The 25,025-nt window shown below is 67.1% G+C and carries 22 protein-coding genes; 6 read left to right on the top strand and 16 right to left on the bottom strand.

The window, feature by feature from the left end:
• Positions 1–303 precede the first annotated feature (303 nt).
• The 3 genes from FB478_RS14025 (at position 304) to FB478_RS14035 (ending at position 2,842) form a co-directional block, all read left to right on the top strand.
• A complete protein-coding gene (locus FB478_RS14025; RefSeq protein WP_235509714.1) occupies positions 304–1,164 on the top strand; it encodes an SDR family NAD(P)-dependent oxidoreductase in 861 nt (286 codons plus the stop codon).
• Between the two features lie 180 nt (positions 1,165–1,344).
• Positions 1,345–1,644: a DUF4193 domain-containing protein gene (locus FB478_RS14030; protein WP_018772148.1), complete on the top strand. Its 300-nt coding sequence runs from the start codon at positions 1,345–1,347 to the stop codon at positions 1,642–1,644.
• A gap of 127 nt (positions 1,645–1,771) precedes the next feature.
• Positions 1,772–2,842 (top strand): quercetin 2,3-dioxygenase, encoded by a 1,071-nt coding sequence (locus tag FB478_RS14035; RefSeq protein WP_144600923.1) that lies wholly within the window; start codon positions 1,772–1,774, stop codon positions 2,840–2,842.
• 108 nt (positions 2,843–2,950) lie between these two features.
• On the opposite strand, the gene FB478_RS14040 is transcribed toward FB478_RS14035, so the two are convergent.
• From FB478_RS14040 to FB478_RS14055, 4 genes are read right to left on the bottom strand one after another with little or no spacing between them, the layout of a single operon-like run.
• A complete protein-coding gene (locus FB478_RS14040; RefSeq protein WP_144600924.1) occupies positions 2,951–4,195 on the bottom strand; it encodes a DUF3500 domain-containing protein in 1,245 nt (414 codons plus the stop codon).
• The gene (locus tag FB478_RS14045) at positions 4,173–5,999 is read right to left on the bottom strand and encodes an FAD-dependent monooxygenase (RefSeq protein ID WP_144600925.1); all 1,827 of its coding nucleotides are present in this window, start codon (positions 5,997–5,999) and stop codon (positions 4,173–4,175) included. The genes FB478_RS14040 and FB478_RS14045 overlap by 23 nt, the downstream gene beginning before the upstream one ends.
• A complete protein-coding gene (locus tag FB478_RS14050; RefSeq protein WP_144600926.1) occupies positions 5,999–6,880 on the bottom strand; it encodes a fumarylacetoacetate hydrolase family protein in 882 nt (293 codons plus the stop codon). Before FB478_RS14050 ends, FB478_RS14045 begins: the two co-directional genes overlap by 1 nt.
• Positions 6,881–6,936: 56 nt before the next feature.
• Positions 6,937–7,848 (bottom strand): alpha/beta hydrolase, encoded by a 912-nt coding sequence (locus FB478_RS14055; RefSeq protein ID WP_144600927.1) that lies wholly within the window; start codon positions 7,846–7,848, stop codon positions 6,937–6,939.
• A gap of 253 nt (positions 7,849–8,101) precedes the next feature.
• On the opposite strand from FB478_RS14055, the gene FB478_RS14060 reads away from it, so the two are divergent.
• Positions 8,102–8,854: a MerR family transcriptional regulator gene (locus tag FB478_RS14060; protein ID WP_018772154.1), complete on the top strand. Its 753-nt coding sequence runs from the start codon at positions 8,102–8,104 to the stop codon at positions 8,852–8,854.
• A 34-nt stretch (positions 8,855–8,888) separates the two neighbouring features.
• On the opposite strand, the gene FB478_RS14065 is transcribed toward FB478_RS14060, so the two are convergent.
• From FB478_RS14065 to FB478_RS14105, 9 genes are all read right to left on the bottom strand, one after another.
• A complete protein-coding gene (locus FB478_RS14065) occupies positions 8,889–9,371 on the bottom strand; it encodes a hypothetical protein (protein ID WP_144600928.1) in 483 nt (160 codons plus the stop codon).
• A complete protein-coding gene (locus FB478_RS14070; RefSeq protein ID WP_144600929.1) occupies positions 9,368–11,833 on the bottom strand; it encodes a molybdopterin oxidoreductase family protein in 2,466 nt (821 codons plus the stop codon). Before FB478_RS14070 ends, FB478_RS14065 begins: the two co-directional genes overlap by 4 nt.
• Positions 11,834–11,959: 126 nt before the next feature.
• Positions 11,960–12,958 (bottom strand): bile acid:sodium symporter family protein, encoded by a 999-nt coding sequence (locus FB478_RS14075; protein WP_056388250.1) that lies wholly within the window; start codon positions 12,956–12,958, stop codon positions 11,960–11,962.
• Between the two features lie 105 nt (positions 12,959–13,063).
• On the bottom strand, positions 13,064–14,623 hold the full coding sequence (menE, locus tag FB478_RS14080; protein ID WP_056388251.1) for an o-succinylbenzoate--CoA ligase: 1,560 nt from the start codon (positions 14,621–14,623) through the stop codon (positions 13,064–13,066).
• Between the two features lie 7 nt (positions 14,624–14,630).
• Positions 14,631–15,959, bottom strand: coding sequence for an MFS transporter (locus tag FB478_RS14085; RefSeq protein ID WP_018772159.1), 1,329 nt, complete (start codon positions 15,957–15,959; stop codon positions 14,631–14,633).
• Between the two features lie 119 nt (positions 15,960–16,078).
• The gene (locus FB478_RS14090) at positions 16,079–16,534 is read right to left on the bottom strand and encodes a MaoC family dehydratase (RefSeq protein ID WP_018772160.1); all 456 of its coding nucleotides are present in this window, start codon (positions 16,532–16,534) and stop codon (positions 16,079–16,081) included.
• A 59-nt stretch (positions 16,535–16,593) separates the two neighbouring features.
• The gene (locus tag FB478_RS14095; RefSeq protein WP_144600930.1) at positions 16,594–17,808 is read right to left on the bottom strand and encodes an acyl-CoA dehydrogenase family protein; all 1,215 of its coding nucleotides are present in this window, start codon (positions 17,806–17,808) and stop codon (positions 16,594–16,596) included.
• A 1-nt stretch (position 17,809) separates the two neighbouring features.
• Positions 17,810–18,700 carry an amidohydrolase family protein gene (locus FB478_RS14100; RefSeq protein WP_144600931.1) on the bottom strand — a complete coding sequence of 297 codons (891 nt, stop codon included), beginning with the start codon at positions 18,698–18,700 and terminating at the stop codon, positions 17,810–17,812.
• A 2-nt stretch (positions 18,701–18,702) separates the two neighbouring features.
• Positions 18,703–19,641, bottom strand: a complete 939-nt coding sequence (locus tag FB478_RS14105) for an SDR family NAD(P)-dependent oxidoreductase (protein WP_144600932.1) — start codon at positions 19,639–19,641, stop codon at positions 18,703–18,705.
• 134 nt (positions 19,642–19,775) lie between these two features.
• Here FB478_RS14105 and FB478_RS14110 point away from each other — a divergent pair, with 134 nt between their 5' ends.
• On the top strand, positions 19,776–20,243 hold the full coding sequence (locus tag FB478_RS14110) for a MarR family winged helix-turn-helix transcriptional regulator (protein ID WP_144601023.1): 468 nt from the start codon (positions 19,776–19,778) through the stop codon (positions 20,241–20,243).
• Between the two features lie 51 nt (positions 20,244–20,294).
• Here FB478_RS14110 and FB478_RS14115 read toward each other — a convergent pair whose 3' ends face one another.
• From FB478_RS14115 to FB478_RS14125, 3 genes are read right to left on the bottom strand one after another with little or no spacing between them, the layout of a single operon-like run.
• The gene (locus FB478_RS14115; protein WP_144600933.1) at positions 20,295–20,762 is read right to left on the bottom strand and encodes a DUF3237 domain-containing protein; all 468 of its coding nucleotides are present in this window, start codon (positions 20,760–20,762) and stop codon (positions 20,295–20,297) included.
• On the bottom strand, positions 20,759–22,504 hold the full coding sequence (locus FB478_RS14120; RefSeq protein WP_144600934.1) for a CocE/NonD family hydrolase: 1,746 nt from the start codon (positions 22,502–22,504) through the stop codon (positions 20,759–20,761). The genes FB478_RS14115 and FB478_RS14120 overlap by 4 nt, the downstream gene beginning before the upstream one ends.
• Positions 22,505–22,532: 28 nt before the next feature.
• Positions 22,533–23,900: an MFS transporter gene (locus FB478_RS14125; protein WP_018772239.1), complete on the bottom strand. Its 1,368-nt coding sequence runs from the start codon at positions 23,898–23,900 to the stop codon at positions 22,533–22,535.
• Between the two features lie 177 nt (positions 23,901–24,077).
• Between FB478_RS14125 and FB478_RS14130 the strand changes: the two genes are divergently transcribed.
• Positions 24,078–25,013, top strand: coding sequence for a PaaX family transcriptional regulator C-terminal domain-containing protein (locus tag FB478_RS14130; protein WP_144600935.1), 936 nt, complete (start codon positions 24,078–24,080; stop codon positions 25,011–25,013).
• The last annotated feature ends 12 nt before the right edge of the window (positions 25,014–25,025 follow it).

The raw sequence follows: 25,025 nt of genomic DNA on the forward strand, positions 1-25,025 counted from the left end.
CTGAACGTCCCACAACGTTGATTCAGTTGTGAACAAGTGAAGACCTCTTAGTGACGGCACCAACAGCCAACCACTAAGAGGTCTTCCTGTCGCCAGGGCCGCTCCGGCTGGCTGCAGCACGCCAACCAAAACTTCAACGGCCGCGGCCACCGGCCCGAAGCACGACGGGATCCGCAAGCTGACCAGGGGCATCGCTGCACCGTAACGGCCCGGGCACCTGAGTCCGGTCCGGAAGGCTCTGGCCAGATCTACCGGATAGTGCTGGGATAGTCCCGGAACACGGACTCGCTGGAGGCGATGGGCATGGCACGGTTGAACGGGCGTATTGCGTTGGTGACCGGTGCCACCGGTGGGATCGGGCGGGCAGTGGCTGCCGGACTTGCCCGCGAAGGCGCAACTGTCGTGGTGGTGGGCCGGACCGTCGCGCGTGCCCAGGCGGCGATGGCCGATATCCGGACCCGCGTTCCGGGCGCGGAGCTTGAGCCGCTGGCCTGCGACCTGTCACTGCAGTCTTCGATCCGCTCTGCCGTGGACGGGTTCCGCTCCCGTCACGGCAGGCTGGATGTGCTGGTGAACGCGGCCGGCGTGTTCCGCAAGGAACGCCTTGAAACTGCCGAAGGGCTGGAGCTCACCTTCGCCACCAACGTGATGTCCTACTACCTGGTCACCGGGCTCCTGCTGGACGATCTCAGGAAGGGTGCGTCCGCCGCCCTGCCGTCGCGCGTCATCAACATCGCGTCCAAGTACGGCAATGTCCGGATCCCCTTCGATGACCTGCAGACGGCGAAGGGGAAATACAGCTTCCTCCGTTCCACGCCGCCCACCATGCTGGGCCGGGTCCTCCTGACCCAGGAATTCGCCGCCAGGCTGCGTGGAACAGGGGTGGTGGTCAACGCCGTCCATCCCGGACTGGTGAAGAACACGGGGCTGTTGCAGGACGTGGGCGGCCCGTTCCGGTGGATCACGAACACCCTGGGAAAGTCGGCAGAGAAGGCTGCCGACACGCCGCTCTGGCTGGCAACCTCACCCGAGACGGCGGTGCTGACCGGCAAGCTGTGGGCAGGCCGGAAAGAGCTTCCCACCCCCGGCATGGGTTCTGACCCGGAGGCGCGGCGGCGGCTGTGGGACGCCTGTGCCGGTCTGGCGGGGACTGACTTCCGGTGAGCGCCACCGTTCATGCCCGCCGCACGGGCCGCATGCCGGGGCGGCGCCGGATGCCGGGGCGGCGCCGGATGCCGGGGCGGCGCCGGATGCCGGGGCACGGGAATTTGTTGCCCGCGTCCGGCGTTGTCGATCTGTCCAGAACAATCTGGACATCAGCAGCTGGACAGGAGAACACACCACATGTCAGTTGACTACGACGCTCCACGGGTCACGCCCGAGGAAGAGCCGAACGTCGCCCTGGAGGAGCTGAAGTCCGATAAGTCCGGCCGCCGGGAGGCAGCTCCCGATATGGACGAAACGGACCTGGCGGACAGCTTCGAGCTGCCCGGCGCGGACCTCTCCAACGAGGAACTCCTCATCCAGGTGGTCCCGGTGCAGGCAGACGAATTCACCTGTATGTCCTGCTTCCTGGTCCACCACCGCAGCCAGTTGGCGCGCGAGAAGGATGGCAAGAAGTACTGCAAGGAATGTGAGGGCTAGCAGGGGCACGACGGCCAACTGCGTTCGGTTTCCAACCATTGGAATCTGCACTCGTGGCCGGAGCGATGGACAGCCATGATGTAGGTCACGCTCCGGCAAAGGCCGGCCGACTGGAAAGAAGGAAACCATGTCCCTCAGCGTTGAGGAAATGAACAAGCAGCTCCCGGCGGCCAACGTGCTGCCCGGAGAGGCAGTCCCGTATTACATGGCGTCGGGCGAGGGCGCGCGCTACGAAATCAACGGCCAGTTAGTAACTGTCATCGCCCGCGCCGCCGATACGGGCGGCATCTTCAGCGCGGCCTACATCTCCGGCGGAATGGGGACCGAATCCCCCTTTGTCAGCCACAGCATCGAACACAAGACCCTCTACGTCTTCGACGGGATCCTGCACGTCTGGCTGCCCGGCGAGAGCAGGATCCTCACCCCCGGAGACTCGGTGGTCATCCCGCCGAACACCCCGCACGCCTACCGGATGGCGAGCCACTACACGCGGTTCCTGAACTGGATGACGCCCGGCGGCGGCGAAAAGTACTACGAGCGGGTGGGCACGCCCATCGATTCGCACATCCCGCCGGTGCGCGCGGGACACAAGGCCAGCCTGCAGGAGCAGGCGGAGGTGGGCGCCGAGTTCGGCATCACCTTCCCGGACGTCCAGCGCGTGGCGCCGTCGTTCAAGCACGACGCCGGCCTCCCGCCTGCGCAGAGCCCCTACTTCCTGAGTGCCGGGGAGGGTGAGCGGCTGGTCAGCTACCAGACCATGTTCACCTACCTGTCCCGGCCGGCGAACACCGGTTCGAACTACTTCGCCGTGCACACCAAGGGCGCCAAGTCCCCCTACATCCCGTTGCACTTCCACTCACAGCACACGGAAAACTTCCTCTGCACGGAGGGCCGGATGTGGCTGTACGCCAACGGCCGGGAAATGCTGCTGACCAAGGGCGACTTTGTGCACGCCCCCGCCGGGACCATCCACTCGTTCGCGTTTGACGCCCACAACACCCAGATGGTGGGGTTCCTGACGCCGTCCGTCTTCAACGGGTTCTTCGAGTACTTCAACCAGCCCACCGAGGACTACATGTACACCGAGGGCGGCGAACCCTATATGGACATGGAAGGTTTCGGCCGCGCCCAGGCCGAAATGGACCTGACGGTGGTGGGGCCGCCGCCCCAGCGCCGCGCGGCACTGGACATCCCCTAACCGCTGCTCCCAAGGCCAGGGCCCGGACTTCCGAAAGGAAATCCGGGCCCTGGCTTTGTCATCAATCCATTGCTCCGTAGCGGCCGTTCCGGACACTCAAAACGGCAGTTACGGAGCAGCCGATGGGTATTGCCTGACAAGTTCGCGGCCGTAGTCGTTGCCGTTGGGGGTACGGACCACGGTGTGCATGTGGAAGGGGGCCGGTTCGTCGTTGCTGAGGAACACGCCGGTGTGATGGTCCAGTTCCAGCACCACCACAGGGCTTTGCAGGCGGAAGTAGAAGGCCTCCTCCCCCTCCCAGCCGCCGATCCAGCTGAAGTACGATTCACCGTAGTGCTGCTGGATCTCCCGGCGCCGTGCGGCGCGGGGCCCGTCCGGCAGGTAGGCGATGAAGTCATCCACCACCGCGTCCAGCAGTTCACGGGCCTCCGTGGGCATATCCCGCACGGGGATGCCCTCACAGGGGATCACCCGGTTGTCCTGGAAGCACCCGCCAAGGTGCCGCTCGTCGCCCGGGTGGAGGCGGCCTTCGGGCATGGCCGCGTCCACCATCGACGCGTAGACGGTGGCGCCAGCCCGGAGCTGGGCGGGCAGCGCGCCCATCAGCTGCCGGGCCAGGGCGATGCGCTCCTTGAACACCTTCACGCCCCGGTGCGGGCCGGCGTCGATCATGTCCGGTTCGGCGCCCATGAACACCGGCGACACCACCAGCTGCGTCCCCGCCACCAGGCAGTTCAGCGCCGCGTGGTGGCCGAAGAGCTGCCACCCCCACGGTTCGGTCTCGGACGGTTCGCCGTAGAGGGCAAAGTTGTAGCTGAACTCGTTCATGAGCAGCGGCAGCTCCACCAGGTCGCCCAGGAACCCGTTGATGCGCATCAGGTTCCGCACCAGCTCAAACCCCTGCGGGCTCAGGCTTGCTTCCACCACGCCCAGGGCAGCGTCGCGGACCGGTGGTTCCAGCTCATCCAGGCGCAGCCCGGTATCGTGCTGCATGAATTCGGGGTTGGCCCAGCTTTGCCACTCGGGCGCATCCACGGCGTAGCTGAGCTTCCGCGCCTGGTCCGCAGTGACGGTGCCCAGCAGCTTGCGGGCCGCGGCCACCATCTCCGCGGCAGGCGCTTCCTCCCCGGGCCGGGCCGGTGCCAGCGGGTACAGGCCTTCCCGGCGCACGCCGTCGCTGGTGATGCCGGTGAAGGGCTGCGGGTAAAGCTTCTGCCAGCCTTCGATCATGGGCCCGGCGAACGGGTCGGTCTTGGCAGCTTCTGCGTACTCGCGGGCGTTCAGGCCCCGGATGTCCGCCACGCGCGGGTGGTCCGGGGGAAACAGGTAATCACGGAATGACGGCGTCGACACGGTTGCTCCTGGTGTTCTCAAGGGAAGTGGGCGACCATCCGGCCGCCACGGATAGGGCTGCGCCCGCGGCGGGGGCGGAATTTCCGCGCCAGGCCACGTGCTGGTCCGGGCGGACCAGCACGGCGTTGGCGCCCCACACGTGGGAAAGGGGCCTGCCGTCGTAGGAAGGTCCGACGACGGCGACGGTCACCGGAACGCCCGTCCGGGCGGCGGCCGCCAACACCGGCTGGGCGACTTCAGCCGCGGTCGCGCCTGCCGCGCCGGCGTCCACCAGCAACGTGAATCCGGTGCCCAGATGGCTGTACAGGGAGGTGCCGTCCGCCAGCCATGCGTGCGGCAGCAGGGCGCCCGGGCTGGCGGACGGTACGTAGCGGATGGGGTCTTCGGCCGGGACTGGCAGGCCGTCGGGAACCACGAGGGCCGACTCCGCGTACGAGTAGCCCAGGACCAGGCCCAGGGAGTCGAACTCGCTCTGCTTCACGGCGAGCGCGTCGTGGGCAGCCCGGCGCGCAGCGTCACCACGGGTCCCGGCAAGCGCCAGGTGCGGGTCCGCAAAATGGTACGCCAGGGCCTTGCCGTTCTCCGCGGCGTCGCGGATGGTGCGGGCTGCCACGGGCCGGCGTTCTTCCCCGTAGCTGGGCAGGAGGCCGGGGCCTGCCCAGCCGTTGACGGCGGCGGCGAGCTTCCAGGCCAGGTTGGCGGCGTCGCCGATGCAGGTGTTGAAGCCATGGCCGCCCCATGGCGGGTTGAGGTGGGCGGCGTCGCCCACCAGGAAGATGTTGCCGCGGCTGTACTCCGGGGCCAGCAGCATGCGGGCAGTCCAGGGATCCGTGGCCACCACCTCGACGTCCACCTCAGTGCCTACCAGCGCCCGGACCATCGCGGCAGCATCGGCGGCGGTGACGGTCACGGCCGGATCCACGCCCTGGACAATCGCCCACCAGGTGTCGGTGCGGTCCATGGGCCCCACCATTCCCGAGGTCTCCGATCCCACCACCCAATACTGCACGGCAGGATCCAGCGAGACGGCGGAGGCCAGTGACCGTGAACGGAACAGGATGCTGATGTTGGACAGGGCTGCGGAGCCGCCCTCCAGGCGCATGCCCAGGCTGCGGCGCACCGCAGAGGATCCGCCGTCGGCGCCAATAACGTAGTTCGCGCGGATGGTGCGGCAGGTACCGGAAACATCGGCGATGACGACGGCGTACGGCGCCGTGGCTGCCACGCCTTCCGGATCAGCGGCATCTTCGGGAGCGGCGGCGTGGGAAAGTCCGGCGTGATGGCTGCCGCCTTCGTCTCCGCGGGCGCCCGGCCCCTGAACCTCCTGGACCTCCTGGACGGACCACCCGGTCACAAACGTGACCAGCGGGTTGTCCGCGACGGCGGCGCGGAGCACCTCTTCGAGGACCGGCTGCGGCACCTGCTGGCCGCACTCCGGCTGGGGCCCGTAGGTGCCGGGAACCAGCTGGAAGGCGTGCCGGAACCGGCGGAGTTCATGTGCGGAAGGCCCGGTGAGCGCGGTGCAGAAGATGACGTCCTGGGCGTAGTCCACCGGCAGCGGCGAAGCCTTCCGGAGCGCGTCGGCAAGGCCCAGCCGGCGCAGGTGCGTCATGGTGCGGGCATTGGTGGTCTTGGCCCGGGGCCGGGTGGGGTCCACGGCGGTCCGGGGATCGATGACGGTGCTGGGGACCCCGCGGGATGCCAGGTCCAGGGCCAGGAACAGCCCGCTGGGGCCGCCGCCGGAAACCAGGACCCGCGCCTCCTCCGGGATGTCCGCGGGGCCGGCGTTCTGGAACGTGCTCATCAGGCACGGCTCCGGAGGGAGAGATCGCCCACGGGCGTGGTCAGGGTGCCGAGCTTCTCGATCTCCACCTCGACGGTGTCACCGGGCTGCAGCAGCCACTGCGGGGTGCGGGCGTACCCCACGCCTTCCGGTGTTCCGGTGGCAATGACGTCGCCCGGGTGCAGGGTGAACGTTTGGCTGATGAGCGCGATGATGGCCGGGACGGAGAAGATCATGTCGCGGGTGTTGCCGTTTTGGGCTTCGATTCCGTTCACGCGCGTGCGCACCTGCAGCCCGTCCCGCAAGTCGCCCACCTCGTCGCGGCTGACCAGTGGACCAAGGGGTCCGCTGAAGTCGCCGTTCTTGCCCAGGGTCCACTGCGACGTCAGTTTCTGGGCCCTGCGGGAGGTGATGTCGTTGAAGGTGGAGTAACCAAAGACGGCGCCGGCAGCTGTTACCTCATCCGCGGACTCGACGCGCCGGCCGATGTAGGCGGCCACTTCGCCCTCCCAGTCCAGTCCCGACTCGCCGGCCGGGACGGGAACCGGGACGTTGCCCACGGACAGGGACGCCGTCCAGCGGGCAAACAGGGTGGGGTACGGCGGCAGTTCCTGGTCCTTGAAGCTGCCTTCCGCCACGTGCGCCTTGTAGTTCAGGCCCACGCAGATGACCCGTGCGGACGCCGGGACGAGCGGCACTTCGGTGACGGTGCCGCGCTCCAGCCAGGCGCCGGCGTCGGACGCGTCATGCTCTGCCGCGCCGGCAACCTGCGTTGCCGCCTTGTCCTGCCAGCCTTCCGCGTCGGTCCAGAAGCCGGCGACGGGTGCCAGCGGGAGGACGCGGGAACCGGCGAGCGCTGCTGCCCAGGGTTCGCCGTGGTGCGTGATGCCAATGAACTGCATGGAGGTGCCTTTCGGGTGTGTTCCGGGCGCGTGGCGCACCGAAGGAAGTGGGGAAATCAGTGCTGCTTTGCCTGCCGGCAAAGGAAATCAATGGTGGCGGCGGTTGCCTGCCCGGCCGCCGAGCTGCCGCCGTCCGGCAGCTGCCACATGTGGTCCGCGTCTTCCAGCAGGAGAAGTTCGACGGCGGCACCGGCACCTTCCAGCGCTGCGGCGAGGCTGGTGGACTGCTCCACGGGGACGAACCGGTCCGCCGTTCCGTGGATCAGGAGGAAGGGAGGCACGCCTGGATGCACATAGGTGAGGGGGCTGGCCGCCCTGGCCTTGTCCGGGGCATCGGCCGGCTGCGCTCCGATCAACAGCGCTTCACGGGAGCCGGGGTCATCGGCGCGGGCTATGGCATCCGTCCTGGCCTGTTCGCCCATGCGTTCCAGGTCCGTGGGCGGGTACCAGGCCACGACGGCGGCAACCTGGTCCCTGCCGTCGCGGTCCAGGGTGCCGGCGTCCAGGGTGCCGGCGTCCAGGCTGCCGGCCGGTTGGGAGGATCCGCCAGTCAGGCCCAGGAGCGCGGCCAGGTGGCCGCCTGCCGAATCGCCCCAGGCGTAGATCCGGCGCGGATCCACGCCATAGCGGGCAGCGTGGGCGCGGAGCCAGCGGACCGCCGCCCTGGCGTCCAGCAGCTGGGCAGGGAAGGTGGCAACGTCCGTCAGGCGGTAGTCGGCGGAGGCCACCACGAACCCGGCGTCCACCAGCTGTTCGATGGGGCTGAGGCCGAAACCGTCCACCCCGGGCCCCAGCGAGGAACGCTCACCCATCCGCCAGCCGCCCCCGTGGAAGTGGATCACGGCAGGGCGTCCGTCCTGGTCCGGGCCCTCCCCGGGAGTACCGGGAAGGTAGAGGTCCAGCAGCAGCGGGACTGCGTTTTGGGGCCGGGCGAACTCGATCCCCCGTTGGATCCGCAGTACCGTCATCGTTGACTCCATGTATGCCGCGCCGTTTCTGTCCTGTGCCTTTGAGCGGGCCAATCCTGGGCTCCGCGTTCATGGACTCAACTCTGGGCCATGGACGGCTCCGGACGCGCCGCCGGTTTCACTGAATGAAACCCCTTCGGCTGCACCTTCCTTCTGTTCAAGCAGCGCCTTCTGTTCAAGGAGCGCCGTCTGTTCAAGGAGCGCCGTCCCAGGACTTGAACCTGACGCGGCGTCAGGTCCTACCGTTGGCGGTATGGAACATCTGGATGAACCGCGCTGGAGCATTGGCGAACTGGCCGCGGCCACGGGGGTCACTGTCAGGGCGCTGCACCACTACGACAGCATCGGGCTGCTCCAGGCAAGCGCCCGGACCGCGGCAGGCCACCGCCGCTACACAGGCCAGGACCTCAGGCGCCTCTACAGCATCCGGGCCCTGCGGAGCCTGGGGGTGCCGCTGGGCGGGATCGCCGCCGTGCTGGACCGGTCGGGTGGCAGTCCGGAGTCCATGCGGGATCTCCTGCAGCGCCAACTGGACGCACTGGACGGGCAGGCTCTCCAGCTCGGGCAGCTCCAGCGGACCATCAGGGACCTGCTGGGCCGCATCAACCAGGGGGACGCCGCCCCCGCTTATTTCATGACCGTTTTGGAAAGGATGACGATGTTCGAGAACTACTTCACCGAGGACCAGCGCCGGGAGCTCGAGGAACAGCGCAAACGGCTGGGCCCGGAAGCCACCGAGGAATCCCGGACCGAATGGGCCGGGATGGTCAAGGAGGGCCTGCGCCAGGTGGACGCCGGTGTCCCTGCCAACAGCCCGGAGGCGAGGGAGCTGGTGCGCCGCTGGGATGAGCTGGGCTCCCGGTTCCACAGCAGCGAGGGCACCAAGGCGGCCGCCCGCGCCATGTGGAGCGACAACAGCGCCGAACTCAGCAAGGACCTGCCGTGGACGGTGCAGCAGATGCAGGCACTGGTGGCTCACCTGCAGGAAGCCCGTGAGGCGGGATAACCCGCTGGCCAGGCCCCTCAGCTGACCAAGCCCCTCAGCTGACCAGGACCTGGGTGGCGGATTCCTTCAGCTTGCCGTTGGCCCACTTCATCTGGCGGATCGTTTGGGGATGGCACTTTTCGGCCAGGGCCAGCAGGTCCTTGTCCTTCATTCCCTGGGCAGCCTGGGCCAGCAGCTCCCAGTCGGCCGAGACCCCACACGCCATCAGGTACAGCTCCCGGAGGTCCCGCAGCAGCAGCATCCCGGTTTCCGGACGCCGGCCCACCATCTCACTGCCCTTCTCGCGGAGGGTCTCCATCAGCCCCGCTTCGCCGCGCGGCTCCGGGTCCAGGTCCTGGCCGTAGTTCCTGCCGATCTCCGCGATGTCCCGCACGTGCTGCTGGGACCAGCGCGCCAGGTCACGGGCCAGATGGTAGATCTCGTGGTCCACTTTGTGGCGCTCCGAGATGACCAGCAGGTGGTGTGCCAGGCCGTTCTCGGAGCGGTGCATTTCCTGAAGTACAAGCCCGAATTTCATCGTGCCCCTCCTGCCGTGCCGGTTTCTTCGTCAGCCAGGGCGGCGGCGGTCCCCTTGGTCCTGGCCTCTTCCGGGAAGTCGCCGACGGGAGCCGACGCCGTGGTGGTGGGCGCCAGGGACGGCCCGTCACCGCCGGAAACCCGGGTAATGCGCGCCGCCGCTGTCTTGAAGATGGGCTGCTTGGAGGCGGCGTCCCAGTCCGTGATGGTCAGCTCATTGGCCGCCCGGCCCGGGCCGTCCGGCCGGTGGCCGCCGTTGGTGTCCCAGTAGCCGTAGTGGAACGGCAGGAACAGCACCCCGTTCCGGATCCCGCTGATCCGCACCCTGGCACGGACTGAACCGCGGGGTGTCTCCACCTCTGCAAGGTCGCCCTCGGCAATCCCGTACGCGCCGGCGTCGTCCGCTGACAACTCCACCCAGACGTCCGGCGCGGCCGCCTGCAGCTCCGGCGCCCGGCCTGTCTTGGTGCGGGTGTGGAACTGGTAGAGCGTGCGGCCGGTGATGAGCTGGAGCGGGAAGTCCCGGCTGGGCAGCTCGTGCGGCGGCATGTACTCGGCGGCCTTGATGATGGCCTTGCCCTCCGGGTTGAGGGCCTTGTATTCGGACGGCTCCACGGGCGCCCCGGTGATGAGGTCGCGGCCGTACGTTTCGCAGTATTCCGGGTGTGCCCAGAACTTCCCGTCGGCGTAGATGCGTTCCGTGCCGTCCGGGTTTTCCTCGTTGCACGGCCACTGGATGCCGGAGCCGCCGCGCAGCTTGTCATAGGTGATGCCGGTGTAGTCGCAGGGGCGGCCGCGGGTGCATTCCTTCCACGCTTCGAAGGCGGACTCTGGATCGTGCCACTTGATCAGCGGCTGCCCGTCCTTGTCCTGCAGGCCCATCCGGTGGGCGTAGTCGATGAAGATTTCCAGGTCGGGCCGGGCCTCACCGGGTGGGTCCACGGCCTTCTCCGACAGGTGGACGGTACGGTCCACGTTGGTGAAGGTGCCCGTCTTTTCGCCCCAGGTCGCAGCTGGAAGCACGACATCGGCCAGCTGGGCGGTCTCGGACAAGAAGATGTCCTGCACCACCAGGAACAGGCGGTCCTGTTCCAGGATGCTGCGGATCCGCTTAAGTTCGGGCAGCGAAACGGCGGGGTTGGTGCCGCTGACCCACAGCATCCGGATGGAGCCGTCCTCCGCGTACCGCATCATCTGCATGACGTGCGTTGGCGGTGAGTAGTGCGGGATGGACATGGGGTCGATGTTCCACACCCTGGCGAGGTCCTGGATGTGGGCGTCGTTGGACCAGTTGCGGAAGGCGGCCAGGTCGCCGTCGGCCCCGCATTCGCGGGTGTTCTCCGCGGTGGGCTGGCCGTTCATCTGCAGGATGCCGCAGCCTGGCTTGCCCAGCATGCCGCGGATGATGTTGATGTTGTTGACCTGGACAGCGGCGGCGGTGGCCTGGTTGGACTGGTAGAAACCCTGAAGCACCGTGGACAGCAGCCGCTCGGCGTGGCCGATGATACGGGCGGCTTCGGAGATCTGCTCCGCCGGGACGCCGCAGATCTCCGCCACCAGTGCGGGCGGGTAGTTCCTGACCTCTTTTTCGAGCTCCGGGAACCCCACCGTGTGGGCCTTGATGTACTCGTGGTCCACCCAGCCGTTGGCGATGATGTCGTGCAGGATCCCATTCATCAGGGCCACGTTGGTGCCCGGCCGTGGCGCCAGATGCAGGGTGGCCGCCTTGGCCACGGGGGTGAGGCGGGGATCCACGCAGATGATCTTGGGCGGGTTGGGTCCGGCCAGGCGGTCCAGCATCCTGGTCCAGAGGACGGTCTGGGTTTCCGCCACGTTGTGCCCGTAGAGGGCGATCACATCCGCGTGGTCCACGTCCGTGTAGGAGCCGGGCTGGCCGTCGCAGCCGAATGATTCCTTCAGCGCCTCTCCGGCAGTGGCAGTGCACAGGCGGGTGTTTCCGTCCACGTGATTGGTGCCGATACCGCCGTGCGCCAGGGTCCCCAAGGTGTAGTACTCCTCGGAAAAGAGCTGGCCCGTGGTGTAAAAGCCAATGGCGCTGGGGCCCTGTTCGGCCAGCAGCGCCTTGGAACGGTCCACCACGCGCTGCATGGCCGTGTCCCAGTCGGTTTCCACCAGCTTTCCGCCCTCGCGGATCAGGGGCGTGGTTAGCCGGTCGGCTGACGCGTTCGCCTGCCAGCCGTACAGGTCCTTCGGTCCCAGCCGGCCGTGGTTGACGCGGTCCACAGCCCGGCCGCGCACCCCGACAATGCGGTTGTCCTTGACCGCGATGTCCATGGCGTCGCCGTTGGAGTGCAGGAGGGACGCCGTCTGGACCCACCTGTCCACGCCCTCCGGGGCCACCCCTTCGGCCAGGTGGGTGTCCACCCTCACCGGCCACTCACCGCCACTGCCGTACGGTGTCCTTGTCCCCCATGGTTCAGCTATTCGGTCAATCCGAGCCATCTGTCCATCTCCTGTCCGGAACTGGCAGGCAACATCGGGAACGACGTTGTCCCTACCCGGTCCTGTACCCACGAAGTACGGATGGAAACAGGCCGGCTTCCGGGCCGTGGAGCGTGACGGCGCTGGTCAGGCCCGCTTTTCCTGCAGCGGGCGCCGGGCGAGCCAGGCAGCCACGATGGCGCCGGAAATGTTGTGCCACAGGGAGAAGACGGCGGACGGGAGCGCCGCCAGCGGGCTGAAGTGGGCGGTGGCCAGGGTCGCCGCCAGGCCGGAGTTCTGCATGCCCACCTCGAAGGCGAGGGCTCGGCGCGCCTTGTCGTCCAGGCGTCCGATTTTGCCGGCGAGGTAGCCCAGGCCCAGGCCAAAGCCGTTGTGCAGCACCACGGCAAGGAACACAATGGCGCCGGCCCCGATGATCTTGCCGGCGCTGCCGGCCACCACGATGGCCACGATCAGGGAGATCACGACGGCGGACGCCCACGGCAGTGCGGGCAGCACCTTTGCGACGAGCTTCTTGAGGAAGAGCCGGGCGAGCAGGCCTGCCACCACCGGCAGCAGCACGGTCTTGACGATGTCCAGGACCATGCCGGCGGCGTCGATCTGGAGGTAGGAACCGGCCAGGAACAGGACCAGCAGCGGGGTGACGATCGGGGCGATCAGGGTGGAGACGGATGCCACCGCCACCGAGAGGGCAACATCGCCCTTGGCCAGGAACGCCATCACGTTGGAGGCCGTACCGGAGGGTGCGCATCCCACCAGGATGACGCCGACGGCCAGCTCGGGCTCGAGGTTGAGGGCGCCGGCGATCAGCCAGCCGGCCCCGGGCATGATGATGTAGTGGGCAACGATGCCCAGTGCCACCGCCCACGGACGCTTGGCCACCGCGGCGAAGTCCGGCGGAGTCAGGGTCAGGCCCATGCAGAACATGATGATGCCCAGCAGGTAGGGCACGCTGGGCGCCATGGGTTTGAAGACCCCGGGGAGCAGGAAGCCGATGACACCTGCGGCCACCACCAGGATGGGGAACACCGTCACCGCGATGCGTGCGATCTTGCTCTCCGCTTGCAGCGCAGGGTTGACGGGTGTCCCGTCCGGGGAATTATGGGATTTAGTTGCCTCAAGCATCCAACCATGCTGTCACCGGCTGGTATGGTTCCGCCAATTGATGACCGTGAACGGTAACAACGGCGGAACCATACGGGCCAGCGGGCACCTGCCCCGTTTTGGTGCTCAGAGCTGCTTGCGGAGCTCCATCTTGCGGATCTTGCCGCTGGCCGTGCGGGGCATGTCCGCCACCACCACCAGCGACTTGGGAATCTTGTACCGGGCCAGCCGGCCGTCCAGGAAGCTGCGCAGCTGCTCCTCCGTCAGCGATTCGCCCTCCCGCAGGGTCACGATCGCCTGGGGAACCTCGCCCCATTTGTCATCGCTAACCCCGATGACCGCCACGCTGCTGACAGCCCTGTGCTCCGCGATCACGGCTTCCACCTCGGCCGGGTAGATGTTTTCCCCGCCGGAGATGATCATGTCCTTGAGCCGGTCCGAGACGAACAGGAAGCCTTCCTGGTCCCGGTAGCCCATGTCCCCGGAGCGGAACCAGGCCCCGTCCGCGTAGCTGGCGGCGGTGGCCTCCGGCCGGTTCCAGTACTCCTTGATCACATTGGGGCCGGAGATCTGGATCTCCCCCACCCCGCCCGGGGCCACTGCACCGCCCATCGGGTCGGCGATCCGGACGTCCGTGAAGAAGTGCGGCAGGCCTGCCGAGCCCGCTTTGTCCCGGGACCTGTCGACTGGAAGCATGGTGGCGCCCGGCGCTGTTTCGGTCATGCCGTAGCAGCTGGTGAAGCCGATGCCGCGGTCCTCGTACGCATCCAGGACGCGGCGGGGGATGGCGGAGCCGCCGCAGGTGAGCTTGTCCAGGGAGCTGACGTCCGCCGCGGCCCATCCCGGATGCTCGCAGAGGAGCTGGAACGTGGTGGGCACGCCGTTAAGGGTGGTCACCTTGTGCTCCTGGATGAGTTCCAGGACCCTGGCGGGATCGAACTTCGCCTCAAGCACCACGGTGGCACCCTTCAGCAGCATCGGCAGCAGGCCCATGTCCAGCGATGCCACATGGAACAGCGGCGAGATCATCAGCGCCACATCGTTTCGGTTCAGGTCCATGTCCACGATGGTGTTGATGCAGTTCCACGTGATGTTCCCGTGGGTCAGCAGGGCACCCTTGGGCTTGCCCGTGGTGCCGGAGGTGTAGAGGATCATCGCCGCGTCATCGTGCCCCACCGGCACGTCGGCGGGATCCGGTGCCGCAGCCTGCAGCGCCTCCTCGTAGGGTGCCACCTCACAGGGAACGACGGCGGCGGGTGAGGTGCCGGCGGAAGGTTCCGTCCCGCCGTCGGCCGCTACAACCAGCCGGTGGGTGACGCCCGTACCTTCCAGGGCAGCAGCGGCAGACGCCTCCAGGGCGCCGGCGTTGACCAGGAGCCGGGCCCCGGAATCCTGCAGCTGGAACTGCAGTTCCGGCGGAGCCAGCCGGGTGTTGAGCGGCACGAAGATGGCACCGAGCAGGCCGCAGGCAAAGAACGTTTCCACGAAGGAAGGGTGGTTCTCGCCCAGGTAGGCCACCCGGTCGCCCTTTGCCACTCCCCTGTCCCGGAGCGCGCTGGCCAGGCGGTCGGTCCTGTCGGCCAACTCTTCATAGCTCAGCGTGCGGGCTCCGGACAGGATGGCTGCCTTGGCCCCTGACTTCCGGCGGCGGCGGTGCAGCCAGGATCCAACTCCGTTGTTGTCCATGGTTCTCCTAACGGACCGTGGTGAGGTCGTTGTTCTTAGACTCGCGCGTCAGGGCGATGAAGACAATCGAGACGAGGGCCATGACGGACAGGAACACCACCACGGGAACGATGCTCTGGCCGGAGTCCTTGTAGAGCCCGGCCAGGATTCCGGGGGTGAAACCCGCCCCGATCAGGGTGGCCAGCTGGTAGCCCACCGCGGCACCGGTGTAGCGGGACGTGGTGCCGAACTGTTCGGAGACGAAGGCTGCCAGCGGCCCGTACAGGGATGAGTGCAGGACCAGTGCCACGGTAAAGGCCACGAAGACAAGCCCGACGTTGCCGGAGCCCAGCATGCCGAACATGGGGAAAAGGTACGCGATGAACAGGGCCAGTCCGGCAATCATCACGGGCCTGCGGCCGAAACGGTCGGACAGGCGGCCGCCCAGGAGGACGAAGATGATGGAGATGGCCGAGGCTCCGGCGAAGGCGTAAAGCACGCCCTGCTGCGGCGCCCCCTTGGACACGGCATACGTCACTGAGAACGTGGGCAGTACCACCTGCAGCCCGAACCCGGCGGCGCCGGCGAACATGATCATGATCAGGGCCTTGGGCCGGCGCAGCACCTCAAGCAGCGGGATCTTGCGCTTGGTGGTTGCCTGGGCCTCTTCCTTGGCCACGGCCTCGGCGAAGATGGGGCTCTCCGAGACCCGCAGGCGGACAAACATGCCCACGATCAGCAGCACGAAGGACAGCAGGAACGGCACCCGCCACCCCCAGGCCAGGAACGCGTCCTGCGGCAATGCCGAGAAGATGCCCATTACCACGGTGCCCAGCACGGCGCCGGTGGGGGCGCCGGCGTTGACGAAGGATGCGGCGAAACCGCGCCGCCTGGGGTCGGCGTGCTCCAGGGCCATGAGCGCGGCACCGCCCCATTCACCGCCGACGGCGATGCCCTGGCAGACGCGCAGGAGCACCAGGATCACGGCGCCCCACGGCCCGATGACGCCGGCGCCGGGAATCAGGCCGATGAGGGTGGAGGCGATGCCCATCATGGCCATGGAGATGATCAGCATTCCCTTGCGTCCCACCTTGTCACCGAAGTGGCCGAAGATGATGCCGCCCAGCGGCCTGGCCACGTACCCGGCGGCGAAGGTGGCGTAGGCCGCCACCACGCCCACCCATTCGTCCGTGCCGGCGAAGAAGACCTTGGGGAAAGCTACTGCTGCGGCCGTGGCGTACAGCAGGAAGTCGTAGAACTCGATGGTGCTGCCCAGATAGCTGGACAGGATGACCGTGCGCGCTTCCTTGCGCTTGGCGGCCGTGCCCGCGGGTGCGAGCGTGGTGTGTCCGGACATGGCTGTTCCTAGGGTTTGGGGAATGGGGTACGGAGGGAAGGGGATTTTGGGGTTGCCTGAAGAGGCGGCGCCGTGTGGTGCCGCCGGCGTGGTGAAGGGGTTACTGCCGGTAGTGCGGCCTACTTGTAGAAGCGGGCGAGGAATTCGGCGACGACGGCGGGGCGTTCCTGGCCTTCGATTTCGATGGTGGCGTTGACCTTGATCTGGGCACCGCCCTTGACCTCGGTGACCTCGGCGATGGTGGCCTGCATGCGGACCTTGGAGCCGACCGTCACCGGGGAGGTGAAGCGGACTTTGTCCAGGCCGTAGTTGACCTTGGTGGTGACGCCGTCCACGTCGAACAGCTCGCCCCAGAACGGGATGATCAGCGACAGCGTCAGGAAGCCATGGGCGATCGGGGCGCCGAACGGGCCGTCCTTGGCGCGTTCGGGATCGGTGTGGATCCACTGCTGATCGTCGGTGGCGTCGGCGAAGAGGTTGATTTGTTCCTGGGTGATCTGGCGGTAGTCGGTGGTGCCGAGGTCCTTGCCGGACAGGGTGAGCAGGGTGTCGAAATCGACGACGAGATTGGGCATCGTTGCCTCCTGGCAGTTGTTTCTTCGAGTGTGGAAGTTAGGTTCAGCGGGTGGGTGGTTCAGCGGGTGAAGGCGCTTTCGCCCGTGAGGGCGCGGCCGATGATGAGGGCGTTGATCTCGTGGGTGCCCTCGTAGGAGTAGACGGCTTCGGCGTCGGCGTGGAAGCGGGCCACATCCGTGGCCAGCGTGATGCCGTTGCCGCCCACCACCTCGCGGGCAAGGGCTACGGTGTCACGCATGAAAAGGGACGTCTGCATCTTTGCCAAAGCAGAGTCCTGGTCACGGTAGATGCCTTTGGCCTGCTGCTCGGTAAGCCGGACCACCAGGGACAGGGCGGCGGTGACGTTCCCCAGCATGCGGGCCAGTTTTTCCTGGACCAGCTGGAAGGAACCAAGGGTGCGTCCGAACTGCCGGCGTTCGTTGACGTAGGCCAGCGCGGCCTCGAACGCGCCGGCGGCGATGCCGGTGGCGATCCAGGCCACATCCGAGCGCATGGCCCGGAGCATTGCCGCGACGTCCCTGAAGGAGTTCACGTTCTGCAGGCGCATCGACTCAGGGACGCGGACACCGGTGAAGGTGATGTGGGCGTTCTGCATCATCCTGAGCGACGTCTTTCCGTGGATCTTTTCCAGCGTGATTCCGTCCGCGGCGCGGTCCACGAGGAAGGCCTTGACCTGCCCGTCCGCGGCGTCCCGGGCGAACACGGCCAGGACGTCCGCGGTGGCTGCGCCCCCGATCCAGCGCTTGGCGCCGTCAAGGACCCAGCTGCCGTCAGCCTGCCGCCGGGCGGTGGTGGACAGTCCGCCGGCGATGTCCGAACCGGACCCGGGTTCGGTCAGCGAGAAGACGCCCTTGAGCGAGAAGTCGATGACCCTGGGCATCCATTCGGCCTGCTGTTCCGCCGAGGCACCCACGCGGATGGCCGTCCGGAACAGGCCGGCCTGGGCGGTGTACCAGGTGGCCAGGGACGCGTCGGTGCGGGCAAGTTCAAAGATCCGGAAGCCCTGGTAGATGCCCCGTGCGGGTCCGTCCGCCGTGAGCCCGGCCGGTTCCATCAGGTCCAGGTCGATCAGCGGCCGCGCCAGCTGTTCGGGAAACTCGCCGCGTTCCCAGTATTCGGCCAGGAGCGGCCTGGCTTCCGCGTCCAGGAATGACCGCAGCCGGGACAGGACCTGGCGCTCCTCGAGCGTGAGCAGGGACTCGGCGTCGTACCAATCCGCTGCTTCGTAAAGCCGGGCACCCAGGGCGGCATCCGCCGTCGTCAGCGTGCCCATGTCAGCCGCCCAGCCCGAGCAGGCGGACCGCGTTGCCCTTGAGGATCTTGGGCCGGACCTCGTCCTTCAGCGGGAGGTCGGCGAACGCTCCCAGCCATTTCTGCGGGGTGATCAGCGGGAAGTCGGTGCCAAACAGCACCTTGTCCTGAAGGTAGGAGTTGGAGGCCTTGACCAGCGACTCCGGGAAGTACTTGGGAGACCAGCCGGAGAGGTCGATGAAGACGTTGGCCTTGTGCGTGGCGATGGAGTTTGCCTCGTCCTGCCACGGCACCGACGGGTGGGCCATGATGATCTGCAGGCCCGGGAAATCGGCGGCCACGGCGTCCAGCAGCAACGGGTTGGAGTAAGCGAGCTTGATGCCATACCCGCCGGGCAGGCCCGCTCCCATGCCGTTTTGGCCGGTGTGGAAGATGGCGGGCAGGCCGAGTTCCTGGAGGGTTTCCCATAGTGGGTAGAAGCGTTCGTTCGAGGGGTCGAAGCCCTGGAGGGACGGGTGGAACTTGAAGCCGCGGGCACCGAGCTCCACCGCCTGGTGCTTGGCCCCGGCGATGGCGTCCTCACCCGTGCGCGGGTCGACACTGCCGAACGGAATCAGTACGTCGTTGTTCCGGGCGGCGCCGGCGATGAGTTCGGGGATGCTGTTGGGCTCATGCTTGAGCTGGGTGCGGGCGTCCACGGTGAAGACGACGGCGGCCATGTTCAGTCCGCGGTAGACCTCGGCGATGCGGTCCAGGGACGGGGTGCGGTCTTCAGCCTTGAAGTACTTGGCCGATGCTTCGGTCAATGCCTCAGGCAGCGACCCGTGCCCGCAGCTGTCCACCTCGAGGTGGACGTGCATGTCGATCGCCTCGAGTTTGGCGGGGTGGACGCCCAGTTCGTATCGGTCTGCCATGATCAGCGCGCCTGGACCGGTTCGGGCTGCAGTTCTGCAGGCAGCGGCAGGAATTCCTCGCCGTAGCCCTGCAGCGTGTCCCGGTTGAACAGCTGGCCGGCGTTGTCCAGCAGGGCCTCATAGGTCCAGCCGCCGTCGCGGTATTCCGTGGTGGCCGCTTCCGGGTGGGTCCAGACCTGCAGACGGTCACCGCCGGCGCCGATGGCCTGGCCGGTGATGTTGGCTGCCTCGTCGGAGGCGAGGAAGGCAACCAGTCCGGAGACGTCGTCGGCCGTTCCAAAGCCGAGGTCATGGCGGAAGAAGGACGGCATGGCCTCGCCACGCTCGTCCGCCTCCACTGCCTTCTGGAAGTACGGCACGGTCTTGGTCATGGCGGTGGCGGCCACCGGAATGACGCTGTTGACCGTCACGCCCGCCTTCTTCATTTCCAGCGCCCAGGTGCGGACCATGCCCACGATCCCGGCCTTCGCCGCAGCATAGTTGGTCTGGCCGAAGTTGCCGCGCTGGCCCGTGGGGGAACCGATGGTGATGATGCGTCCCTGCACGTTGTGTTCCTTGAAGTAGCCAAACGCCTCCCGGACGCAGGTGAAGGTGCCCTTGAGGTGCACGTTGATGACCAGGTCGAAGTCCTCGTCAGTCATCTTCAGCAGGGACTTGTCCCGCAGGATCCCGGCGTTGGTGACCAGGATGTCCAGCCGCCCGAACGCGTCGACGGCGCCGGCCACCAGGGCCTTGGCCGCGTCCGTGGTTCCCACCGGAACCACCACAGCGGTGGCCCGGCCGCCGTCGGCCTCGATCCGGGCCACGGCCTGCGCGGCGGTTTCAGCGTTGACGTCATTGATAACGACGGCGGCACCCTGGCGGGCCAGTTCTCTTGCGTAGGCGAGGCCGAGGCCCTGCCCGCTTCCGGTGACGATTGCAACTTTGCCGTTCAAGCTCATGGCCTGCTCCTTCGCATGCGCCGGCCGAAGCCGTTGGGGTGGTCCCACTGCGGTGTGAGATCCTTGTTGGATTCAATGAAATTACGGATCATTGAAAAAGTCAACGATTGTTTTTTACCAGTACCGGAGTTGTGATGGCCACCTTGGGCACAGACGTTCAGACCCCGCGCCTTGCGGCAGCCAGGATCGGCAGTGACGTGGGACTGCTGCTTGCGAAGCTGCATGCCGCAGGCTCGGTCCTGAACAACAGGGCACTGGCGGACTTCGGCCTGCGGGAGCGCTCCTTCTCAGTCCTGACACTGGCGTGCAGCGGGCTGGAGCCGACGCAGCGGGAGCTTGCCGACTTCCTCAGCCTGGACCCGAGCCAGGTGGTCACGCTGGTGGACGACCTGGAACGCCGCGGACTGGTGGAGCGGGCGCAGGGGAAGCAGGACCGGCGCGCCAAGATCATCGTCTCCACGGCCGAGGGCCGCAGGATGCATACCAAGGCCCGCACTGCCATGGACGCGGCCGAGCTGAACCAGCTGGCCGTACTGTCCGGGGAGGAGTCGCAGGAATTGAAGCGGCTGCTCCGCAAGGCACTGTGGGGCGCGGAGGCCTAAGTAGTACTGCCCGTCCCGGCCGGGTTCCGCAATGCCCGGCCGGGACAGTGCCTAGCGGACGATGAAGACCGCGATCCGCACCGAATCCGGGTAGCGCTCACCAGTGCCCACGGCGATCACGTGATTGAGCCATGCCCACTCTTCGGAGGCCGTGGAGAACCGCAGGGAGCAACGGAAGTAGATGGCACCCGGGTCCACCTCCTCGCCGCGGTTCAGGCGTGCAATGTCCGCCGCTGAGCCGTGGCGGAGCGCGTTGTTGTGCACGTGGATCAATGCCCCGTCGTCGGCTTGGATAATGTAGCGGGCATCGAGTTCGGTCAGTTCCGGGCTGTGGAGGACCTGGAAATCGGCACCGCCTGGCAGCACCGTGCCGTTAAGTGCGGGGCCAACCATCGTTCCGCCCGTGATTGGCACGATCCTCCGGTGGCCCGTGGGGGCAGGGCCACCATCTACAGGTGGATCCACCGTCACGTTGAGCTCGGTAAGGAATTCAAGGGGCGGCGGTGGCGGGGCCGTCACAGCACCCCCACCGTCAGGCGGCTGGGGTGGGAGGCGCCCACATGGATGCGCTGGTTGGCGGTTACGGCAATTCCCGATTCGTAGGCCAGTTTGCCGGTGTTGAGGTTGCGGTCCCAGCGCGGGTGGCAGCTCGACGTGACCTGGACGCGCAGGCGCTCCCCGGGGGCGAGAGTCAGAGCCGTCTCCCAAAGGCTGATGGTGTACTCGTAGACCTGGCCTGGCTCGATGGGAGACGGCGGATGTCCTTCCTCGAACAGCCCGGTTTCCGCATAGGCATCGCGCCAGGACGCCCGGACGATCCCGTCGGCAATCCCCAGGGAAACCCCGTCCGCTGACACCCTGCAAAGCCGGACCACCCAGTCCGTGTCCACGGCACTGGAAGATGCAAACAAGGTGGCGGTGACGGCACCGAAGATGGTGGTGGTTTCGGTGAAGGGCTCCGTGGTGAAGACGGCGACGTCGGTGCGCGCCTCGACGGCGTCCTGCCGCGCCGGACCCGCGGGAAAGGCGCCGACGAGCATGGTGGCCCCGCCCGTAGTGGGCACGGGATCCAGGGGGTCGTAGGCGTACTCAACGTTTCCGTCCACACCCGCCTGGTCCAGCAGGTCCCCCTCGGCGGAAAGGAACCACGACCTCTGCCCGGCGGGAACCGGCAGTTCATCAAAGCCGCGCCAGCGGTTCTCGCCCAGGAAATACAGCAGCACCTTGGGGACCGCGGCGATGGCCGCTCCGTCCTCCTTGAGGACGGCGTCGAACCAGGCCGTGTGGAGGGACGACAGATCTCCGCAGCCATCGACGATGCCGGAGGACGCGGCTGCGCCGAAGTGGATGTCCGGGTACCCGCCCGTGAGGTTGGTGTGTGTCCAGGGGCCAAGGATGAGGCGGGGTTCAATGCCGGGGAAGGTCTTGCTGAGGACCGCCTGGCGGCGGTACTGGTCCAGCGTGTTCGGGGCGAAGATATCGAACCAGCCGCCGATGTGCAGCGTTGGCAGCGGCACCGCCGCATCGGAAGCGGCATCCCACAACCGGCAGAAATCACTCCCCGGCCCCTCCCCCGCGGACGGGGTGACCTCGTTGCGAAGGAAGGTGCCCAGCCTGGGTTCCAGGTCCCGCAGCGGGAGGACCCCGTAGCAGGAACCATCGGCAAATCCAGTGTCCAGGGCAAGCCATTCCTGGAGCTCCTTCGCGCGCCGCTCGGGATCGTCAGCATGTTCCCGCATCAGTTCATTCAGCGAAATCGAGGCGTGCCCCCAGGCCAGGCGGCTGCCCAGCTCATGGGCACCGCCCCGATACAGCGCACCGTTGTTGGCGTTGCCGCCCGCCGAGACCCCCGGCGCCAGGGCCTTGAGTGCTGCCGGGGACTGCCGGGCGGCACGCCACTGGGTTTCCGCGAAGTAGGACCGGCCCCACATGCCCACCCTGCCGTTGGACCACGGAAGGCGCGCGGCCCACTCCACTGTTGTGGCGCCGTCGGACGCTTCATTGACCGAAGGCTCAAACCTGCCGTCCGAGCCGAACCTGCCGCGGCAGTCCTGCATCACCACCACGTACCCGGTCGCCGCAACGGTCAGCGGATTGAAGTACGCCGAGTTGACCGCCAGGTCCCGCCCGTAGGGCGTGCGCGTGAGCAGCACCGGGAAGGTTTCATCCGGCGCGTCCGGCCGGTAGACGGTGGACCGGAGGATGGTTCCGTCGGTCATGGTTGCTTCAACATCGCCGTCGACGACGACAGGGTAGCGCACGTGGGTGCCTTTCGTTTGGGTGGGGGTGCTAGGCCGCGGAGGCGGGTTGCTTGCCGAGGTCTTCGGTCCGGGTCCGGTAGGTCTCCTTGACCCACACGGCGGTCACGACGGCGGAGACGAGGCAGCAGGCGGCCGTGAAGAAGGCAACGGGCAGCCACCCGTCAGGGCCGGGCTGGACGATGGCGGCGGCAATGGCGGGAGCAAAGCCGGTGACGACGAGCCCCAGCTGGGAGGCAGTGGCAGCTCCGGTGTAGCGGATCCTGGTTTCGAACATTTCCGCGGTCATGGATGGGCCAAGCGGGTTGACCATGCCGTAGCCGACGGTCATGAAGAGGATGGCCGTGGCAAAGATCAGCGGGATGGAGCCGGCGCTGATCGACCAGAAGAACGCGAACACCGACGCCGCGCAGACGATGTTGCCGGTGATGAACACCGGTTTACGTCCGATCCGGTCGGCCAGGATGCCTGCGTACGGCTGGACGACGATGCCCAGGGCCGCGGTGACGATAGTGACGGTGAGCATGACGGCCGCGGGGACTCCGAGCTTGCCGGCGTAGGCAAGACCGAAGGCCGCGAACACCGAGGAAACGACGCTCCAGAGACCGAACAGGATCACCTTGAGGATGGTGGCCCAATGGTCGCGCAGGACCACCTTGATGGGCAGTTCCTGGGCGCCCGCAGATTCCTTGGCGGCCTCGAACACTTCCGATTCCGGGAGGCGGAGCCTGATGTACAGGCCCACCACGACAACCAGGATGCTGGCAAGGAACGGCAGGCGCCATCCCCATGCGAGCAAATCGTCCTGCGGCAGCAGCGATACCGCAAGGAACGCGAGCGACGCCAGCATGATGCCGGCCACCGCTCCCGTGTTGACCCAGCTGGCGTAGAAGGCCCTCCTGTGGGTAGGGGCGTGTTCCATGGTCATGGTCACGGCACCCACGGACTCGCCTGCGGCCGAAGCCCCCTGCAGTGCGCGCAGGAGTACCAGCAGGATCGGGGCGGCGGCGCCGATCACCGACACGGGCGGAAGGCAGCCGATCAGGAACGTGGCGACTCCCATGAGGACCAGGGTCAGGACCAGCATCTGGCGGCGGCCTATGCGGTCACCAAAGTGGCCAATCACGCCGGCGGCCAGGGGCCGCACCACGTAGCCGATGCCGATCGTGGCCATGGAAAGGACCATGCCCAGGGATGGGTCGATGCCGGGAAAGAAGATTTTGTTGAATATCAACGCCGAAGCAGAGCCGTAGATGAAGAAGTCGTAGTACTCGAGGGTGCTGCCAATGAAGCTTGCGGCAGCGGCACGGCGGGCGTTGGCGTTGCCCTTGGAAGCTGTGGCGGGGACGGAAACGGTGTCCGGTGACAACGGCGTCAGCGGACCGGGACCTGCGGTCATTGCGGATCTCCTGGAAAGTTTTGAAGCAGGGCCTGACTCGCTCCTGCGGCGGGAAAAGCTACCAGCGCGGGGTGTGGGCCGGATCACTTGGATAAATGTTATGCGCTTATTGCAACGGCCGTCAAGAAAACTGCAAAGTTCAATTTGCCGTTCCCTCTACGCCTGAGAAGATGGACCGTGACCAGCAACCTCCACGTCCACTCCGGCGACCCCGCCGCACACCGCGTTGCCGCCGAGCAGGTCAATTTTCCGCGGCCGTTGAAGGGATCCGCTTCCCAGCACCTGGTGGTGACGATGATGGCGGACTATTGGCGGGAGTACACCGGATGGCTGCCCTCACGACTGATCGTGGCCCTGGCGGGAGCACTGGGCATCAGCGTGTCGGCCGCCTCTACGGCGCTGAGCCGCCTGGCCGGACGCGGGGTGCTGGAACAGTCGAACGCGGGACGAACGTCCCGTTACCGCTTCACGCCGGAAGCCCAGGCCCGCCTCGACGTGGGTGTGGGCCAGGTCAGTGGTTTCGGTTCTGAGGACCGCCGGTGGGACAGAATGTGGACTGTCATGGCCTTCACCGTTCCCGAAAGCTCCAGGGAGGTGCGTGACGTGCTCCGCAGCCGGCTCAAGTGGCTTGGTTTCGCTCCGCTGTACGGCGCGGTCTGGGTTTCCGCGTGGGACACGGTGCAGGATCTGGAGGACTCCTGCCGCCATCTGGGCGTGGACAACTATGCGATCTTCCGCACGCCTGAGGAGGAACTACGCGGCCGGCCGTTGATCGAGGCCTGGGACCTGGACGAACTCCGCGGGCAGTACGCACCCTTTATCGATGCCTACCGTGGGAAGGCCCAGACCCTTGACGCCCAGCGCCTGAGCGGGGAGGAGGCCTTCCGGCTGAGGACCGAGGTGATGGATGCGTGGCGCGCTTTCCCCTGGGAGGACCCGGGCTTGCCTCCGGACCTGTTGCCCCACGATTTTCCACTGTTCGAGGCGCGCCGGATTTTCGTCACCCTCTACAACTCACTGATGGAGGGGGCTGCCTCCTACGCGGAGGAGACGGTAGCCCGGCTCGCCCCCGAACTCGCCGGGGAGAGCCGGGCCTTCCGGCTCAAGGGTTAGGGCGCCCCCGCA

The sequence above is a fragment of the Arthrobacter sp. AG367 genome, from assembly GCF_007828995.1.
Taxonomy (GTDB): domain Bacteria; phylum Actinomycetota; class Actinomycetes; order Actinomycetales; family Micrococcaceae; genus Arthrobacter.